Raw genomic sequence first — 17,485 nt, 5'->3', positions numbered from 1 at the left:
TTCGGTCTTGTTATTTACGTTTGAATTCTACGATCAGCGCCTGCCGCGGGCCGACCGTGGTGGTATCGTCCACTTCCGTGGCTTCGCCTGTCAGGACGTTGCGCCCGTCGCTCAGCCCCGAGGCGATCTCGGCATAGTGCGACCACGGCACCTGTTTCTTGCCCCGCGAGTTGTTGATGAAGACGAATACCGCGTCGGTGTCGTCATAACGGAAATAGGCGTAGGTGTTGTCGCGCGAGAGGAAGTGCATCGTGCGGCCGTTGTGGATCACGGGCTTCGACTTGCGCCATTGGAAGAGCCGCTGCGTGTAGTCGAAGAGCCCCGCCTGTACGGCATCGCGCTGCGCGGGGTCGAAAAGGTTCACCGCGTCGCCCTCCCAGCCGCCGGGGAAATCCACGCGCAGCCCGCCGTGTCCCTGCGAGAGGTCTTTCGAGGTGAACATCATCTCGTCACCCGAGAATATCTGCGGGATGCCGCGCATCGTGGCCAGCATCGCCATCGAGAGTTTCAGCCGGTCGGGGTTCCCGCGTACGATGTCGCCGATGCGGTCGGTGTCGTGGTTGGCGACGAAGATCATCATTTTCGACAGGTCATGGTAGACGAAATCGTGCGACAGGCAGTCGTAGACGCGCGTCATGCCCTCGCCCCAGCGGAGCGAGTCGGTGGGCAGCGCCCGGCAGATGGCCTCCTGCAGCGGGAAATCCATGATCGACGGCAGGTGCGAGTCGAAGCCGTCCTTGTTGGGATTGCCGCCCTGCCAGTATGCCAGTTGCGGGATCGACGACGTCCAGCATTCGCCCACGATGTTGAAATCGGAGTATTCCCTGCGTACGGCCGCGCACCACTCGCTCATCGGCACCTTCTCGTTGTAGGGGTAGGTGTCGACGCGGAACCCGTCCAGGCCGGCATACTCGATCCACCACACGGCCCATTGCTTGAAATATTGCAGCACGTAGGGATTGTCGAGGTTCATGTCGGGCATCGACGGCACGAACCAGCCGCTCTCCTGCAGGTCAAGGTCGTAGCGCGAAGCGTTGGGATCCATGTTCGTCGAGAAGCAGACGTTCGTCCCGGTGTATTCGGGGAACTGGTGTATCCAGTCCCTGAAAGGCAGGTCTTTCATCCACCAGTGGCCCGTGCCGCAGTGGTTGGTGACGATGTCCATAATCACCTTCAGCCCGTGCTCGTGGGCTTTGCCTACGAACTCCCTATACAGTTCGTTCGAGCCGAACCGGGGGTCTATGCGGTAGTAGTCGCCGCAGGCGTAGCCGTGGTACGAACCTTCGGGTTCGTCGTCCAGCAACAGCGGCGTGGGCCATACGGCCGTGGCGCCCAGCCCTGCGATGTAATCCAGGTGGTCGATCATCCCCTGCAGGTCGCCCCCGTGGCGGCCGAAGAAGGCGCTGCGGTCGGCGCGCTCCCGCGTGTGGGGCGTCGAGTCGTTCGACGCATCGCCGTTGGCGAAGCGGTCGGGCATCAGGAGGTAGATCATGTCGGCCGTGGTGAAACTCTTGCGTGCGGCCGAGCCTTCGGCGCGTGCCGCGATCTCATAGGGAACCTTGAACTGCCGTTCCCCCTGCGAGAATACGAGGTAGTAGGTGCCCGGTTCCGCGTCGGGTTTCACCTTCACGTCCACGAATAGGTAATTGGGACTGTCGGCTTTGTGGCGGGCCTTCACCCCGACGCCCTGTCCGCCTTCGATGCGGACGTCGTATGCCGCGATGCCGGCCCCGTTGACGAGCAACTGGAGCGGGGTCTGCATTCCCGTCCACCACGAGAGGGGTTCGACGCGGGTAACCTCGCCCGAGGCGTCTGCCACCGAGGCGGGGTCGAATACGGACTGCCCTGTCCCTGTGCAGGAGAGCAGGCCGGCTGCTGCGAGTGTCATGAAAAATCGGTTCAAAATATCGTCGTTTGTAAAGTTAGCAAAAAATCGGTTTCCAGCGATTCCCGTTTCGCCCGGGGCATCCTTGTGCTTCTCATGCGCATCCCCGTGCTTTTCGGATGGTTTACTGTCTATTCCCGTCGGGTGCTATCGGGGTTCCCGTCGCTGTTTCCGCGCATCCCCGGCGCATGTCCGCAACTTTTATCTCCTGTCTTGTGCGAAGACCAGCCATTGCCATGCGGGAAGCACGGTGCGGGTGCCGCCCGTGTATTCCTTCCCGGTGAAGAACTCGCGGCGCGAGCCCTCGAACGGCAGGTCGAATGCGACCTCCTCCGCACTGAGGTTCGCAGCGACTGTCACCTCGTTGCCGCCGGCCGTACGGGAAAACAGCATCAGGCCGTCGGGTGTTCGTTCGCCGAGCGGGTATGCGGCCTGCCCGCCGCGTTCCCCGGCTGCGAGCGCCGGGTTCTCGTGGCGCAGCCGGATCAGTGCGGTGTAGAAATCCGTAAACCCGTTATGTTCCCACGCGGGTACGGGGTCTTTCTCGAAGAACTCGAAGCGGTGGTCGAACCCCATCTCCTGTCCGGTATAGACGAGCGGCTGCCCGTTGGGCAGCGTGAAGGTCAGCAACGCCATCACGCGTGCCGCGTCGCCCATGCGCTCGAATTCCGTCCCGGCCCACGAGTTTTCGTCGTGGTTCGAGGTGAACATCAGGCGGAACGCCTCGCGCGGCATGGCAGCGGAGTCTCTGGCGACGTAGGCACGCAGGTCTGCGGCGCTTTTGCGTCCCTGTGCGATGTCGTTCAGCAGGTGGTGCAGTTCCCACGCATATGAGGCGTCGAACGCCCCGTCGTGCAATGCGGGGGCTTCGCCCTCGGCGAGCAGGTAGATGCCGGGGTACTCCTTCCGCAGTGCGGGCAGCGTCTGCTGCCAGAAGTCGATGGGTACCTCGCACGCCATATCGCAGCGGAATCCGTCGATGCCGCGGTTGAGCCAGAAACGCATGGCGGCCGCCATTGCGGCACGCATGTCCGCGTTGCCGTAGTCGAGCTTGGCGATGTCCGTCCAGTCGTACTGCACGATGGTGTTGCCCAGCGAGTCGCGCACATACCAGTCGGCCGGATGCTCCTCGATCCAGCGGGCATCGGGCGAGGTGTGGTTGGCCACCCAGTCCAGGATCACGCGCAGCCCGAGTCTGTGGGCTTCGGCCAGGAACCGGTCGAAATCCTCCAGCGTGCCGAATTCGGGGTTGACGGCTTCGTAGTCGGAGATGGCGTAGTACGAGCCGAGGGTTCCCTTGCGCTCCTTGACGCCGATGGGGTAGACGGGCATCAGCCAGACGACGTCCACGCCCAGTTCTCTGAGCCGGGGCAGGTGGCGTGCGGCCGCCGCCAGCGTCCCTTCGGGGGTGTACTGGCGCACGTTCATTTCGTAGACGACCGAGTTGTAACTCCAGTCGGGGTGGGCGGCCGGTTGCTGCGGCCGTGTGCCGCAGGCAACCAGTACCATTGCGAGAAGTAATGCGGGCAAGCGTTTCATGGCGTGTCGTTTAGAGCGTGAATACCACCGACGACCAGGCGCCCATGAGCAGTTTCGACGAAGCGTCGCCGCGCTGAAGTTTCACTTCACCTGAGACGCCTACGGCCTTGTCCGGTTGGTCGGTAAGGGTCAGTATCTGCTCCTCCCGGCCGAAGTTGTGCACGACGAGCATCCGTTCGCCGTCCAGCTCGCGGTACCAGGCCGCGATGGATTGCTGCGAGGTGTTGCCGTCGTTGTAGACCGGGTGTTTGACCATCTTGCCCTGCGCCAGCACGGGGTAGGTGTTGCGCAGCCGGGCGAACGTGCGGTAGAGGTTGAGCAGCGAACCGTCGTCGTCGGCCTGTGCCTCGACCGAGATCGCCGGGGTCAGCATCTGCATGTCGATCTTGCCCGAGAGGCTTCCCGAAGCCAGTTCGTTGCCCGCCTTGTCCCACAGGATCGGGGTGCGGACATATTCGTCGCCGTTGGATTTGGTGCCCCAGTACCCGAGCTCTTCGCCCTGGTAAATGTAGGGTGCGCCCTGCGCCGTGAGCAGCACGGCGGCCGCCACCTTCATCTTTTCGGCGGACTGTCCCAGGTCGGAGCCCGTGCGATCCTCGTCGTGGTTCGAAAGTTTCGTGGCTTCGATATAATCGCTGCGGTACTGTGCGTAGAGGGGCTGCACGTCGAGGATGTCCTTGACGAAATAGCATCCGATGCCGTTTTGCAGCGCCCATTTGAGCTTGTACCAGAACGTGAATTCGAACAGCGCCGGCAGCCCCCGGTAATAGGGTGCCGCCTTGTCCGCTTCGTCGAGCATCTCGCCCACCATGTAGAAATCGCCCTCTCCGCCGGCGGCCTTGTAGCTCTCGTTCATGCGGTCGTAGAATTTCTTGAGGAACGTGGGGTTCTCGTCGTTGTAGGCGTTGTGGTAGATGTGCTTCACGGCATCGAGGCGGAACCCGTCCACGCCCATGCGTACCCACTTGTCGGCCGCTTCGGTGACGGCCTTGAACGCCCCGGACTGCTCGGCCTCGGCGGCCTTGCCGTAGTTGAGGTCGGCGAATGCCGCCGTCCAGAAGTGCGAATGGTACATCGTCGGCAGCGAGAACTGCACGTTGGCCGGATCGGCCGAGCGGTTCGACATCAGGGTGAAGGGCTCCCCGAACCGGATGATCGTCCGGTTGTCGGGGGCGCCGTATTTGGTGCCTGCGGCCCACGACGTGGTCGAGGTGCGGACGAGGAATCCCCAGTCGGAATCGAAGTCGAGCGTCAGTTCGTAACTGTTGCCGCCCCTGGCGTAGAAGCGTTTGCTCGTACCGTTGCCGAAATAGAGGTATTTGTCGTCCGCGCCGCCCTGCGTATTGTCCGCATCCGCGGCATCGGTCGTTTCGGTAACGGTCACCGTCGGGCTGTCGGCATTTGTCCAGTCGAGTACGAACTTGAAGCGCCCGGCGGCACCCGCCCCCGTGTCGGTCGAGAACCATTGTCCGGCATCGTAGCCTGCGGCGCCTTCCGTGGCGATCTGGTCGATCCGCCCGGCCGCGATGTCGGCCTGCGGGTCTTCGGAGAAGATATAGCGGTCACGGTAAGGGCTCCCTTCGGACGCGGCGGCCGATTTGAACCACGGGTGGTCTTTGCCTGTATGGTTGAGCACGTAATCCAGGTAGACCCGGATGCCGCGGGCATGGGCCGCGTCGATGAATGCCCTCAGGTCGGCGTCCGTCCCGAAGGCGGGGTTGACCGCCTCGTAGTCGAGCACGTCGTAACCGTGGTACGAAGCCGCCGGATGGATCGGTGAGAGCCACACGGCCGAGGCGCCGAGTGCGTCGATGTAGTCGAGCCGCCGGGTCAGCCCCGGCAGGTCGCCCACCTTGTCGCCGTTGCCGTCGGCAAAGCTGTATACCAGCAGCTGGTAGCTTATGTCGGCGCGTTTGCGGTTGTCCCACGCATCGGGCTGGGCGACGACCTGCTCGCCCTCGAAATCCTGGGAGGCATCGCCGCTCTGTGTCACGGTGACGACGACCGGATCGCAGCCCGGGGCGGTGAAGGTAAGCGTCGCGGAGCGTTTCGACGACTCGTTTGCGGTCGCCGTGACCGCGAACGACGTGGAGGTTTTGCCCGATGTGAGGGCCGGTGTGCACCATGCGGTATTGTCGCTCTGCGTCAGCGACCACGCGCCCGCATCGGTGCGCAGGTCGAGCAGCCGGCTGCCGCCTGCGGCTTCGAATTCTATCTCCGTGGGGGTCACGGAGAGCATACTGCCGCCGGTATCGCCGGTCTTGTCGTCGCTGCACGACACGGATACGGAAAGTACGAGTGCCAGCAGCAGGAAAAGAAATTTTTTCATAGCGGAATCTCGGTTAAAGTTCGTTTCGGGGCCTGCTGTCCGGTCAGGGGCGGCAGGCCAGAAACGGGACGGCAATCTCTGTGTGCCGTCCCGTGAAAGGGTGGCCGTTATTCGGCCTCTGCCGGGGTCTTGCCCTCGGACATGATGTATATCTGCGAATTCGCGAGGTCGAAATAGATGTCGTAGGTGCCGTCGAGCTGGACTTTCATGTTCTGCGAACCGCCGCTGGTGATGATGTCGACGGCCTTGTTGATGTCGACCGCACCGCCCGACGCCGTGCCGTAGTTCTTGGAGTCGTCCCAGGCGTTGTTGAAGCGGATCTTGAATTCGCTGGCGGTGGTCAGGACTACGCCTTTGCGAACGAGGTAGGCGCCCTCCTCGCTCATGGAGAAATCGCCCAGGTCACCCCATCCGGTGATGTTGCCGACCAGTCCCCATGTGTCGGCGACCAGCTCGGGCTTGGCGCCTGCGGCCATCACGTAGGCGCGTCCCGCCTCGGGCAGCAGCCAGTAGTCGTACGTGCCGGCTTCGGCGATCACGGCATTGACCTTGTCGGCGGAAACCTTGAAGGCCGAGCCGATCGTGCAGGTGTAGGGGCTGCTGCCGGCGAATGCGGCGTCGGCCCCGATCCACTGCGACTCGTCGCCGCTCTTGAAGAGGAATTCCGAGTTGGCGGCTACCTCGACCCCTGCGGCCTTGTAGGCCACGATGTTCGAGCTGGCGCTCTCCATGGCCGTCGGGCCCCAGTCGGGGGTTGCGACGGTCTGGCCGTGGATGTACCAGTCGGCCTTTTCCGGCCCCGGGTCGGGTTCTTCGCCGCCGCCCGTGCCGTAGTCGCCGGCATTGAGTTCGTAGGTGATCTCCGCAGAGTTGTTCAGGGTTGCGTATACGCGGTAGTTGCCCGCCGTGGCCTTGATGTTGTCGCCGTTCTGCGAAAGGCGTCCGTCCGCCCCGCCGAAGTTTATCGCCCAGTCGTTGTCCGCACGGAATTTGAATTCCCCGGCGGTCAGTGTGACGTCGACCCAGAAACGCTGTTTTTGGGTGTCGAAATTCATCTCCGTGTCGGTGTCCCAGCCGCCCGGAGTGGCATCGCCGATAATACCCATCGAGTTGAACGACAGCTTATTGCTTAACGTTAATGTCGAACGGTCGAATACGAAGCGGTAGAAGCGCTTGGAATAGACCATGATGTTTCCGGAACCGCCGCTGGAGATCAGCGTGATCGACGGGGCTTCCGTTTCCGGAGCCGCAGCATCACCGTCGGTGCCCCAGTTGCAGGCATCGTTCCAACCGGCTTCGCCGCTCAGTTTGAAGCCGTTGGCGGCTTTTTCGCCCAAGTCAACGATAGCTTCGTAGGTGACCTCGTCGCCGGAGAAACAGAACAGTCCCTGTGCGTTGTCGAAATTCCAGCCGCAGTAATCGCCGATTACCCAGACCTGGGGATAGGTACGCTCGGCCGTCGTCACGGTCATGCGGACGGTGGCGGGGGCGGAGTAGAATTTTTCGAAGTCGGTGCCGATCGTGGCGCTGATGTAGAAATCCACGTCCGTAGGTTCGCCCGAGGGAACCCCCAGGCCGCCGTCTTCCACGGACAGCGCAAGGATGTTGTTGAGGCTTTCATAGGTCTGTTCCGACGAGGTGCCGTTCATTCCCGTGAAGAGCACCAGTTTCGCACCGTCGTTGTACGAGGCTTCGATCGAGTAGTTGATCTGGGTGCGGACGCCGAAGTCGGCGGCGTCCCAGGTGAAGGTCTGCGTCGAGCCCATGTTGTCGGGCGTAATGACGATCTCCCCGGGCAGCGCATGCAGCACGGGCGCCACGACCTTGTCGGGGTCGTAGGCCTTTACCTCGTCGAGCTTTTGGCAGGCGGAGAGGAGCCCCGTCGCAGCCGCCAGCATCATCGCATATCGTGTAATTTTCATAGTCGTACGATTTTTAGGGTTGGTTATTTATCGGTTGCGTTTCCGTAGCCGGGATTCTGGTGCAGTTCGGGGTTGGAAGCGAGCTCCGACGAAGGGATGGCAAAGATTTTCATGTAATCATCGAACCCCTGTCCGGTGAAGGTGCCGCCCTTGTATGTCCAGAGGAACGACGGGGTGGTGAACTTGCCGTAGCGGATCAGGTCGGTGCGGCGGTGCCCCTCCCACATCAGCTCGCGGGCACGCTCCTCGAGCAGGTAGTCGGCCGTGACCGACGAGGGGGCCGATACCCCGGCGCGGTCGGTCAGCTCCTTGAGCTTCGGCAGCGCGGTGTTGGCCTGTCCCAGGTTCATGCAGGCCTCGGCGTAGATCAGGTAGATCTCGCCCAGGCGGATCATCGGGAAGTCGATGTCGCTGTATGCCTTCGATGCAGCCGTGGCAAGGAATTCGTCGTTGGTCATGTTGTGGGGGATGTTGTTGAACTTGAGGCAAGTCCACCCGTTGAGGAAGACATAGAGCGCATCGTTCATCGACTCCTGGCGGCCTTTGATGTAGAACATTCCGCCGCGTTTGTCGTTGACCGTATATTCGCCCGTGGTGTAGTCCGCGTTGCGGGCGTTGAAATATTTCTGTACGTATTCGTAGGGTACGCGGATGCCGGCCCAGCCGTTGTTCACGCCGTTGATCTTCTGTTCGGCCGTCACGTCGGTGGCGGCGATGGCTGCCAGCGTCAGGTACGACGTGCCGCCGTAGGACTGCGTCTGCTCGGCGTCGTATGCCACGCCGAAGATGATCTCCTTCAGGGCGTCGGCGTTCTCGCCGTTGTCGCCGCGGAAGAGGTCGGAATACTCCGGGCAGAGCGAGTAGCCCATGCCGAAGATCGCTTCGCAGGCGGATTTGGCCTCCGTCCACATCGGGGTGCCGGCATAAACCTCGGCATTGAGGTACATGCGGGCCAGCAGGCCGTTGACCGCACCCTTGTCGGCACGCGGGTAGTTCGAGCGTGCGGCAGGCATCGCGCTTTCGTCCGAAGCCAGGTCGGTCAGCTCCGAGATGCAGTAGTCAAAGACATCCTTGCGCGAGGCCTGTTTGGGGTTCACACCGCCGCCGAAGGGCGAGGTCTCGGTCGTAAACGGCACGTCGCCGAACACGTCGAGGGCGATCCAGTAGAAATAGGCGCGCAGGAAACGGGCCTCGGCACGGAAGCTCTGGATCCTGGCGGCCAGTTCGCTGCTCACGCCGCGGTCGGAGAGTTTGTCCGAGGCGGTCTGGCGCAGGTACTCGTTCACGTAGGCGATGCCCTGCAACGTACGTACGTAGACGGCGTAGGTCGCGTCGTTGTCGGCGTCGGACCACGTGTCGGTATTCATGGCGCGAACCCAGGCGTCGTTCTCCCAGGCGCATTTGCAGGCGTCGGCCGTAACCTCCTGGATCGTCCAGAATGCGCGGATGAGCTCCGAGGCGCCGCCGTCGCTGACCTGCAGGTCGGTGGTGTCGTTCGAGACGAAATTGAAATAGAGTTTGGTGAGCCCGGCCAGGTAGCCGTTCTCGTCTTTCCCGTAGACGGTCTCCGAGGTCGAGTCGGACGGGTTGAGGGGCAGGGTGTCGAGATCCCCGATGCACGAAGTGAGCAGCATCGTTGCGCCTGCCGCCGCCAAGGCGAAATGTTTTATGTCGATTTTCATGGTTCGTTCGTTTTTAGAAGTTTACATTCAGACGCAGCGAATAGGTGCGCGGGCGCGGCCAGATCGAGCCGTCGATGCCGTTGACGCCCGGTATTTCGGGGTCTACGCCGCTGTAATCGGTGATGACGAATGCGTTCTGCACGCCGAAGGCGACGCGCATCGAGCCCTTCCAGTTGCCAATCTTGTTGAACGTGTACCCGAGGTTGATGTCGTCCATGCGGAAGAACGAAGCGTTTTCGAGGAACATGTCCGAATACCACTGCTCGCCGCTGTTGGCCTTCGTAAAGCCGGTCTTCTTGACCAGCCGTGCGAAGTTGGGCAGGTTGCCGGCGTTGATGTCGATGTTGGACGTCGAGTTGGCCGAGGCGAAGTCGTTGAAGACCCAGTTGCCCGCCGAACCGTGGCCGTTGAAGCCGAAGTCCCAGTTCTTGTAGCTCAGCTTGAGGCTGATGCCGTAGAAGAAGTCGGGGTTGGGGCTCTTGTCGGTCATGTAACGGTCGCCCTGGTCGATCTGGCCGTTCTTGTTGCGATCCACCAATGCGTTCTGGATCGGCTTGCCGTCCTGGTCGTAAACCTGCTGGAAGCAGTAGTAGGTGTAGGGTGCATAACCCACCATGTGGCGCTGGAGCAGGTTGCCCGTACCCTTGGTGATGCTGCTCACCTGGATGGCGTAGTCGGGGTCGTCGGTGTTGTTGAGCTTGGTGAACTCGGTGTGCTGGAACGTGCCGTTGAAGCCGACCGTGAGGTTCCAGTCCTTGGTCTGCACGGGGATGAAATTCAGGTTGAACTCCACGCCCTTGTTCTCCATCGAGCCGATGTTGGTGAGCACCGTGTTGCCGAAGTTCGAGCCCATGGGGGTGATGACGTTGTTCAGGAGGTCGTCCGTCTGACGCAGGTACCAGTCGACGCTGCCGTTGATGCGCCCGCCGAGGAACCCGAAGTCGAGGCCGACGTTGTAGGTCGTCGTGGTCTCCCATTTGATGTTGGGGTCGTAGGCGCCCGGCGTGAGGTAGAACATGTGCCCGGCGCTGCCCATGTAATAGGTCTTATAGACGTCGGTCGACATGTAGTAACGCGCCAGGTAGGGATAATTGGAGCCGATCTCCTGCTGCCCGGTCTGCCCCACGCTGACGCGCAGCTTGAGGGCCGAGACGGCACGCGAATCCTTCAGGAAATTCTCCTCGGCGATGTTCCACGCAAAGGCGCCCGAAGGGAAGAGGCCCCAGCGGGTATCCTTCGAGAAACGCGATGAGGCGTCGTCACGCAGTGTGAAGGAGAAGAGGTATTTCGAGGCGATCGAATAGTTCAGGCGTCCGTAGAACGAGAGCAGATAATTCTCCTGGCGGTTGAACGGGTAGCGCGAATCCTCGCCCTTCTGCTCGTGCGTCTCGTTGAAATAGGATACCGAGTGGTCGGAGCTGTAGAAATGCTGCCACGAATAACCGGCCATCACGTCGAGGTGGTGGATGCCCCACTCCTTATTGAAGTTGGCGTAGAATTCGAGCAGCTGGTTGCGGCGGAAGTTCGTCGTCCACGAATACTGTCCCCAGCCGCGGGCCTCGGTGTCGGTGTATGCCTGGAACGAGCCGGGGTTCACGCCGTCGTAGGTCTTGGCGCTCGATACGTCGAGGCCGAGGTTGAGGTTGAAGCGCAGCGCCTCGAAGCCGTGAACCTTATAGTCGATCTGGGCGTTGCCGATGAAACGCTTGGCACGCGCCGTATTGTCGCGGTCGTAGAGCTGCGAGAGCGGGCCTGCGCCCAGCAGGGTGTTGGGCGTGAAGTCCTCGCCGCGGCCCGATCCGTAGTTCCAGTATCCGTTGGTGGTCGTGTAGTCGATCGAACCGTCGTCGTTGCGGAAATAGGGGTCGATCGTGGGGTTGAAGAAGGCCGCCGAACCCACCACGCCGCCCGAGGCGTAGCGCTGCGACGTGATGACGCCCTTGGCGTTGAGGTTGACCGTGAGGTGCTTGTCGAAGAAGTTGGGCGAGAGGCTCAGGTCGAGCGTCCCGCGTTCGTATTTCGATGTTTCGAGCGTACCCTGCTGGTTGGTGTAGCCCACCGATGCGCGGTAGGGCATCCTATCGTTGATGTTGCCGATCAGGCTGACGTTGTGGTCATGCGAAATGGCGGTGCGGAAGACCAAGTCCTGCCAGTTGGTGTTCTTGTCGCCGAGCATCGACTGCACCTTGTCGCCCGTGGTCGTACCTGCGGGGTATACCTGGTCGATGTAGGTGCGGAACTCGCCGGGCGACATCACGGGCAGCTCGTCGGAGTTGGTCTGGACGCTCACGCTGCCGCTGTACGATACGCGGGGCGTGTTGCCGCGCCCCTTCTTGGTGGTGACAAGGATGACGCCGTTCGAGGCGCGCGAACCGTAGATGGCCGCCGCCGAAGCGTCCTTGAGCACGGTGAAGGATTCGATGTCGTTGGGGTTGATCGTCTCCAGCGGGTTGGCCATACCCTTGCCGCCGTCGACTGCGATGGGCACCCCGTCGATCACGATCAGCGGGTCGTTCGAGGCGTTGAGCGAAGCCGCACCGCGCACGCGGATGGTGGCGCTCGATCCGGGGCCTCCGTCGCCGGGGATGATGTGCACGCCCGGAACCTTACCCTTGAGCATGTCCTGTGTGGAGACCACGGCGCCGCGGTTGAACTCTTCGGCCTTGATCGCCACGACCGAACCGGTCATGTCGTTTTTCTTGATTGTACCGTAGCCGATCACCACCACGTCGTCGATACCCATGGCATCCTCTTCAAGCGTGAGGTGCACCAGCAGCGACGAACTGGCCACCAGGCTGACGGTCTTGTAACCGACATAGCTGACCTCGATGACCGACTCGGGGCCGGCGGCGCGGATGGCATAGTCGCCGTTGATGCCCGTCGAGACACCGTTGGTCGTGCCCTTTTCGACGACGGTAGCGCCCAAAATCGGCATCCCAGACTTGTCGACAACTACGCCTTTTACCTCATAACCAGCGTTTTGTGCCAGCGTGAGGGGGGGGGTAAATTGACATATGAGCAAGATACCCGCACACATAGTTAAAAATCGTTTCATAAGAATTTTGGTTAGTTTATAAGTTGATTTTATGGATTGTAGGTCATTCGGCCTTGTGTTCTTTGACCAGGAAGACCGACACGGCGGCCAGCAGCATGAAGACCCCGGCGAGCGCCAGCATGTCGGCCGCGTCGGAGGCGAAGCAGTACTTGACGATGGCACCGCCGGTCAGTCCGATGACGATCTGGGGGACGGTGATCGTGAAATTGAAGATACCCATGTATACGCCCATGCGGCGCGGTTCGACCGCGCGCGACAGGATGGCGTAGGGCATGGCGAGGATGCCCGCCCAGGCGATGCCGATCCCTACCATCGGGAGCATCAGCGCGTATTGGTCGTGCAGCAGGCACAACCCCGCGAAGCCCAGCGCCCCGGCGAGCAGGCAGGCAGCGTAGACGGGTTTGTTGCCGTAGCGCGCGGCGACGCGCCCGAGGAACAGGGCGGCGATGCAGGCGGGGATGGGGTAGGTGCCGTTGAGCACGCCGACCCATGTCTGCGTGGCGCCGGCCGAGAGCACTTCGCCCGTGGCATGGTCGGTGACTACACCCGTGATGGCGGGTTTGAGGTAAGTCCACATCAGGAAGAGCGCCGCCCACGAGAAGAACTGCGTGACGCCCAGCCGCACCATCACGCCGGGGACGTTGCGCATGAGGCCGACGAAGCTCATCGGTTTGGCGTCCTCCTCGGAGAGGTTGTTGTAGCGGGCGAACTCCCCGGGCGGATATTCCCGTGTCTTGAACGAGGTGACGAGCACCGTGAGCAGCAGGATCGCGCCCCCGGCATAGTAGGAGTAGGCGATGTGCGGCGAAACATGCCCCGGAGCGGCCTCGTCCGACACGCCGAGCCATGTCATGACGAGCGGCAGGATAGCGCCGACGACCGCACCGAGGTTTATCAGGAAGGTTTGTACCACGTAGCCCTGTGTCTTCTGCGAATCGTCGAGCATGTCGGCCACCAGCGCCCGGAAGGGCTGCATCGTGACGTTGAACGACAAATCCATGAACAGCAGGATGAAAGCCCCCATGGCGAGCGGGGCGAAGGCGAGCAGTTTGGGGCAGTTGGGCATGAGCACCAGCGCCAGCGCCGAGATCAGCGACCCGCCCAGGATGTAGGGGATGCGGCGGCCCCAGCGCGTCCAGGTGCCGTCGGAAAAAAGCCCCACGATGGGCTGGACGATCATGCCGGCCAGCGGTGCCGCCAGCCAGAAGTAGCTCAGGTGGCTGACATCTGCCCCCAGCGATTCGAAGATGCTCGACGTGTTGGAATTCTGGAGCGAATATCCGATCTGCACGCCGAGGAAGCCGAAGCTGAGGTTCCAAATCTGCCAAAATGAGAGTTTAGGCTTGGTCATTTCGGTTTTTCGGTTGGTTTTCAGGTTATACAAATTTTAATAAAAAAATCCGGACGGCGAACCGCAGGGCGACGAACGGAAGGTTCAGCCGGATGAACGGGCGGATTTTTGCGACGAACGGTAGCCCGCGGGGGACGATTTGGAATTTCCGCGGAAAAACACTACCTTTATTCGTAATAAACGAAACCCGTATATACTTTAATACAGCCTCAGTCAGCCTATATGCGATCGCTCAAAGTGTCCGGAATCATCCACCTGTTCGCCGTGCTCCATGCCGTGGTCGCCCTTTCGTGCCATCTGGCGGGGATCAACGACGAGTTGGTGCTGACGCTGCTGACGATCGTGCTGATCGTGCTGATCTGCCTCAAACGGGGACTGAACGTGGAGTTCACCGCTGCCAGCGTGATCGTCGTCAACGTGATCGGCTACCTGCTGGGTACGGGCGGTGCGCAGTTGATCGAGCTGTTATTGCACGCCTCGCCCGTGGTGCATGCCGTCTCGACCTTCATCACCACCGAGATCCTGGGCTGGAGCATCGTGTGGTTCACCAAGTTGTTCCGCCGCGGCGACGACACGGCGAGCCGCTCCTCGGCCTGGACGCCCCGCATCGGGTTGCTGCTGCTGGCCGTGGGGGGGGATTTTCGTGCTGAGGCTGGCCTATGTCGAGCTTTTCGCCTCGCCCTCCTTTTCCACAGACCGCCTCTACCACATGGCCGACTTGCTGGCTTCCAATTCCGCGGCACTGATTATCCTGCTGTGCGTCAATATCATCTATGTCCGGCATACGCGCAGGCGTGAAACCCGACACGGCCCGATCGCCGAAATCGCGGCCTTCCTTCTGTTCGTGCTGCTCACGTCGGCCTGCGTGGCGCTCATTACGGGGCTGCACCTGCCGTTCGCCTTCGACCGCTCGTTCACCGCACGGGAGTTCCTGCAACTGTGGATCGTCACCCTGCTGGTCGAGGTGACCCTCTATTCGGTCGTATTTATGGTCGATTACGCCCTGGTCGCACGTGCCGTGCTGCGTGCCGAGCGCGGCAAGGCGCACCAGGCGCAGTTCCGTTACATGAAACTCAAACAGCAGGTCAACCCCCATTTCCTGTTCAACTCGCTCAATATCCTCGACTGCCTGGTCTGCGAGCAGCGCACGGAGCAGGCCAGCGCCTACATCCATAAACTGGCGGGCATTTACCGTTACATGCTCCAGAACGAGGAGGAGACACTCGTGCGCCTGCGCGAGGAGATGGCCTTCGTGGGGATGTACGTCGACCTGTTACAGGTGCGTTTCCCCGAAGGGTTTCGCGTGGAGACCGATATTTCGGACGAGGTCATGAATCGCCATGTTCTGCCCTGCTCGGTGCAGTTGCTGATCGAAAACGCCATCAAGCATAACTCGGTGGGGGCCGACCGGCCGCTGGTGATCCGCATCGTCGCCGAGGCCGAGGCCGAGGCCGTGACGGTGTCGAATAACCTTCAGTTGAAGGTATCCGGCAACCCCTCGACCCGTGTGGGGCTGAACTACATCCGCCAGCAGTACCTCGACCTGTCGGGCATCCCGATCGGGATACGCCGTACCGATACCGAATATTGTGTCACCTTACCGTTGCTGTAATATGAACGTACTGATCGTAGAAGACGAAATGATGGCCCAGGCAAACCTGGCGCGAGCGCTGACCCAGCATTTTCCCGACGTACGGATCGTCGGGACGACCGGCTCGGTCAGGGAAACGGTGCTCTGGCTGCGCACGCCGGGGAACAGTGCCGATGTGATTTTCATGGACGTGGAACTCTCCGACGGGGATTGCTTCGAGATATTCCGCCAGGCGGACGTAACGGCGCGGGTCATCATGACCACCGCATATGACAATTACGCCGTGCGGGCGTTCGAGGTCAACAGCATCGACTACCTGCTCAAACCGATCGACCTCGCGGCGCTGCGGCGTGCCGTGGAACGTTGCCGTGTGCGGAGCGGGGGCATCGACCCCGACGTATTGCTGAACGCAATCCGCAGCCCGCGCGAATACAAACAGCGCTATGTCGTGCGTTTCAACGACCGGATCGTCCCGGTGCAGACCACCGACATCGCCTATTTCTACTCGGAAGAGAAAAACACCTACCTTGTCACGAACGACAACAACCGCTACATCATGGATCAGTCGCTCGACGTCCTTTCGGACGAACTGGATCCCGGGCGGTTTTTCCGCATATCGCGCAGCTGCATCATCGCCATGCCGGCGATCGTCAGCATCGTGAAATACCTGGGCAACCGGCTGAAGATCACGGCACGTCCGCGTCCGGAGTTCGAGATGGTGGTGAGCCGGTCGCGGGTCGACGACTTCCTGAAGTGGCTGGAGGGGAATGGCTGAGCCTTGGTCGCGACGGGCAGGTCTTCGGCCCCCCCCCTCCGTTTCCGGGTTTTGTCCTCCGGCCTTCCGGGTTACCGTTCCTGCGGCGGGCGGGGGCTCCGGTTCCGGCGGGAGAGGGGAGTTCCGCAGAGGAGTTCCTCTGGAATTTTCCGCCGAGGACTGAAAGTTCACTTTGAAGGATCATGCTGCGGGCGTTCCTCCGGAGGCGTCCTTCGAGGGCTTCGGTTGAGAGATCCCAGGAAGGGATTCCCGTGGAAGGTTTCCGCAGGGGCACCCGGGAGGATGGCGCGGCGGCATGATAAAAGGGGCGCTCCGGAAATTCCGGGGCGCCCCTTATTTTTGCGGCCGGGGTCGGCGCTGCCGCAGTCTGCCCGTCAGCGGCGCCCGCTGCAGGCGATCATGTCGTGCAGCGACTCGTTGAAAGTCTCCTTGTGCAGCAGTTCCTCGAGCGGGAGGTGCATTCGGTAACGCCAGTAGTATCGGGCGACGGCCGGGACGTTGATGCGTTCCTTGGCCGGGTCGGGGTAGCGCAGTTCCCCGTCGGTCGAGAACCAGTCCTGCAACGGCAGGATGGTGAGCATCGCCGGGGAATTGAGGTGCATGTCGAGGATGCGCCGGCATATCCACGGCTCGCAGAAATAGGGAACGTCGCCCCCGATGCCGAGTGCTTCGTGGTAGAAGCGCGCCGTGAGTTCGCGGTCTTCCTCCCACCATGCCCGCAGCGGGTTCATGTCGTGCGTCGAAGTGGTGCAGACCGAGAAATAGGGGTAGTGCGCCGGGTCGGCGAAGAGTTCCCCCGGCGTCTTGGGCATGCGCTGGATTTCGAGCGAGAGGATTTGCAGTTCGTGCATCGTCTCGGGGACGCTGTCGGGAATCATGCCCAGGTCTTCGCCGCAGGTCAGCATCTCGGTCGCCGAGAGGAGCACCGGGAGCTTGCGCAGGGCGGATTCCTGCCAGAAACGGTTGTGCCGGTGGTAGAAGAAGTCGGTATAGAGCCGGTCGAAAGCTGCACGGCGCTCTCCGTCGAGCCGGCGGTAGGCGTGCGTCGAGTGGGGGGCGATGCGGGGGTGGAAATAGCCCTTGCGGCGCGGGTCTTCGATGAAGAGCACGTCGTCGAGCAATGCCATGAGCCCTTCCCGCAGCCGGGTCTGGCGTTCGTCGTCGCCCGGGAAGCGGGCTGCGACCTTGCGCTGGGTGGCATAGGCGGGCAGTAACCGCCCCTCCTTCATGCAGGTGGCGCGGACTTCGCCGGCCAGGTCGCCGAACAGTTCCCCGAGCATGTGTTCGTCGGGCGCCGGGGTGGTGTAGCGTCCGTCCTGCGTGTCGAAGCCCATGCCGCGCAGTTCATCTGCGGAA

11 protein-coding genes are annotated in these 17,485 nt (G+C 61.8%); 3 read left to right on the top strand and 8 right to left on the bottom strand.

Translation table 11 applies throughout. The features are described from left to right. Positions 1 to 10 precede the first annotated feature (10 nt). The 7 genes from HMPREF9720_RS04315 to HMPREF9720_RS04285 form a co-directional block, all read right to left on the bottom strand. On the bottom strand, positions 11 to 1,888 hold the full coding sequence (locus HMPREF9720_RS04315) for a glycoside hydrolase family 13 protein (RefSeq protein ID WP_039939876.1): 1,878 nt from the start codon (positions 1,886 to 1,888) through the stop codon (positions 11 to 13). 198 nt (positions 1,889 to 2,086) lie between these two features. Beyond that, a complete protein-coding gene (locus tag HMPREF9720_RS04310) occupies positions 2,087 to 3,394 on the bottom strand; it encodes an alpha-amylase family glycosyl hydrolase (RefSeq protein ID WP_009597006.1) in 1,308 nt (435 codons plus the stop codon). Between the two features lie 40 nt (positions 3,395 to 3,434). Continuing rightward, positions 3,435 to 5,753, bottom strand: a complete 2,319-nt coding sequence (locus HMPREF9720_RS04305; protein WP_009597059.1) for an alpha-amylase family glycosyl hydrolase — start codon at positions 5,751 to 5,753, stop codon at positions 3,435 to 3,437. A gap of 107 nt (positions 5,754 to 5,860) precedes the next feature. After that, a complete protein-coding gene (locus HMPREF9720_RS04300; protein WP_009596999.1) occupies positions 5,861 to 7,675 on the bottom strand; it encodes a SusE domain-containing protein in 1,815 nt (604 codons plus the stop codon). Positions 7,676 to 7,698: 23 nt separating this feature from the next. Beyond that, positions 7,699 to 9,357: a RagB/SusD family nutrient uptake outer membrane protein gene (locus HMPREF9720_RS04295; protein WP_009597014.1), complete on the bottom strand. Its 1,659-nt coding sequence runs from the start codon at positions 9,355 to 9,357 to the stop codon at positions 7,699 to 7,701. Between the two features lie 13 nt (positions 9,358 to 9,370). Continuing rightward, on the bottom strand, positions 9,371 to 12,412 hold the full coding sequence (locus tag HMPREF9720_RS04290; RefSeq protein ID WP_009597038.1) for a SusC/RagA family TonB-linked outer membrane protein: 3,042 nt from the start codon (positions 12,410 to 12,412) through the stop codon (positions 9,371 to 9,373). A gap of 43 nt (positions 12,413 to 12,455) precedes the next feature. Further along, positions 12,456 to 13,763, bottom strand: a complete 1,308-nt coding sequence (locus HMPREF9720_RS04285; protein WP_009597071.1) for an MFS transporter — start codon at positions 13,761 to 13,763, stop codon at positions 12,456 to 12,458. Positions 13,764 to 14,000: 237 nt separating this feature from the next. On the opposite strand from HMPREF9720_RS04285, the gene HMPREF9720_RS15810 reads away from it, so the two are divergent. From HMPREF9720_RS15810 to HMPREF9720_RS04270, 3 genes are read left to right on the top strand one after another with little or no spacing between them, the layout of a single operon-like run. Next, positions 14,001 to 14,561, top strand: coding sequence for a hypothetical protein (locus HMPREF9720_RS15810; protein ID WP_244264958.1), 561 nt, complete (start codon positions 14,001 to 14,003; stop codon positions 14,559 to 14,561). Then, positions 14,473 to 15,375, top strand: coding sequence for a sensor histidine kinase (locus HMPREF9720_RS15805; RefSeq protein ID WP_254654356.1), 903 nt, complete (start codon positions 14,473 to 14,475; stop codon positions 15,373 to 15,375). Before HMPREF9720_RS15810 ends, HMPREF9720_RS15805 begins: the two co-directional genes overlap by 89 nt. Position 15,376: 1 nt before the next feature. After that, positions 15,377 to 16,129 (top strand): LytR/AlgR family response regulator transcription factor, encoded by a 753-nt coding sequence (locus HMPREF9720_RS04270; protein WP_009597005.1) that lies wholly within the window; start codon positions 15,377 to 15,379, stop codon positions 16,127 to 16,129. 374 nt (positions 16,130 to 16,503) lie between these two features. Here HMPREF9720_RS04270 and HMPREF9720_RS04265 read toward each other — a convergent pair. Continuing rightward, positions 16,504 to 17,485: 4-alpha-glucanotransferase (locus HMPREF9720_RS04265; protein ID WP_009597074.1), on the bottom strand; the 982-nt coding region annotated here is incomplete at its 5' end.

Origin of the sequence: Alistipes sp. HGB5 (genome assembly GCF_000183485.2) — a bacterium.
Taxonomy (GTDB): Bacteria; Bacteroidota; Bacteroidia; order Bacteroidales; family Rikenellaceae; genus Alistipes; species Alistipes finegoldii.
Note: the sequence above shows the minus strand (reverse complement) of the source record. Positions and strands in the feature narration are given on the sequence as shown.

Bases quoted from the DNA above. Each gene is read 5' to 3' on its own strand.
- HMPREF9720_RS04270 (WP_009597005.1), top strand. From the start codon at position 15,377: ATGAACGTACTGATCGTAGAAGACGAAATGATGGCCCAGGCAAACCTG.
- HMPREF9720_RS15805 (WP_254654356.1), top strand. From the start codon at position 14,473: ATGGCCGACTTGCTGGCTTCCAATTCCGCGGCACTGATTATCCTGCTG.
- HMPREF9720_RS04310 (WP_009597006.1), bottom strand. From the start codon at position 3,394: ATGGTACTGGTTGCCTGCGGCACACGGCCGCAGCAACCGGCCGCCCAC.
- HMPREF9720_RS04315 (WP_039939876.1), bottom strand. From the start codon at position 1,888: ATGACACTCGCAGCAGCCGGCCTGCTCTCCTGCACAGGGACAGGGCAG.
- HMPREF9720_RS04285 (WP_009597071.1), bottom strand. From the start codon at position 13,763: ATGACCAAGCCTAAACTCTCATTTTGGCAGATTTGGAACCTCAGCTTC.
- HMPREF9720_RS04305 (WP_009597059.1), bottom strand. From the start codon at position 5,753: ATGAAAAAATTTCTTTTCCTGCTGCTGGCACTCGTACTTTCCGTATCC.
- HMPREF9720_RS04295 (WP_009597014.1), bottom strand. From the start codon at position 9,357: ATGAAAATCGACATAAAACATTTCGCCTTGGCGGCGGCAGGCGCAACG.
- HMPREF9720_RS04290 (WP_009597038.1), bottom strand. From the start codon at position 12,412: ATGAAACGATTTTTAACTATGTGTGCGGGTATCTTGCTCATATGTCAA.
- HMPREF9720_RS04300 (WP_009596999.1), bottom strand. From the start codon at position 7,675: ATGAAAATTACACGATATGCGATGATGCTGGCGGCTGCGACGGGGCTC.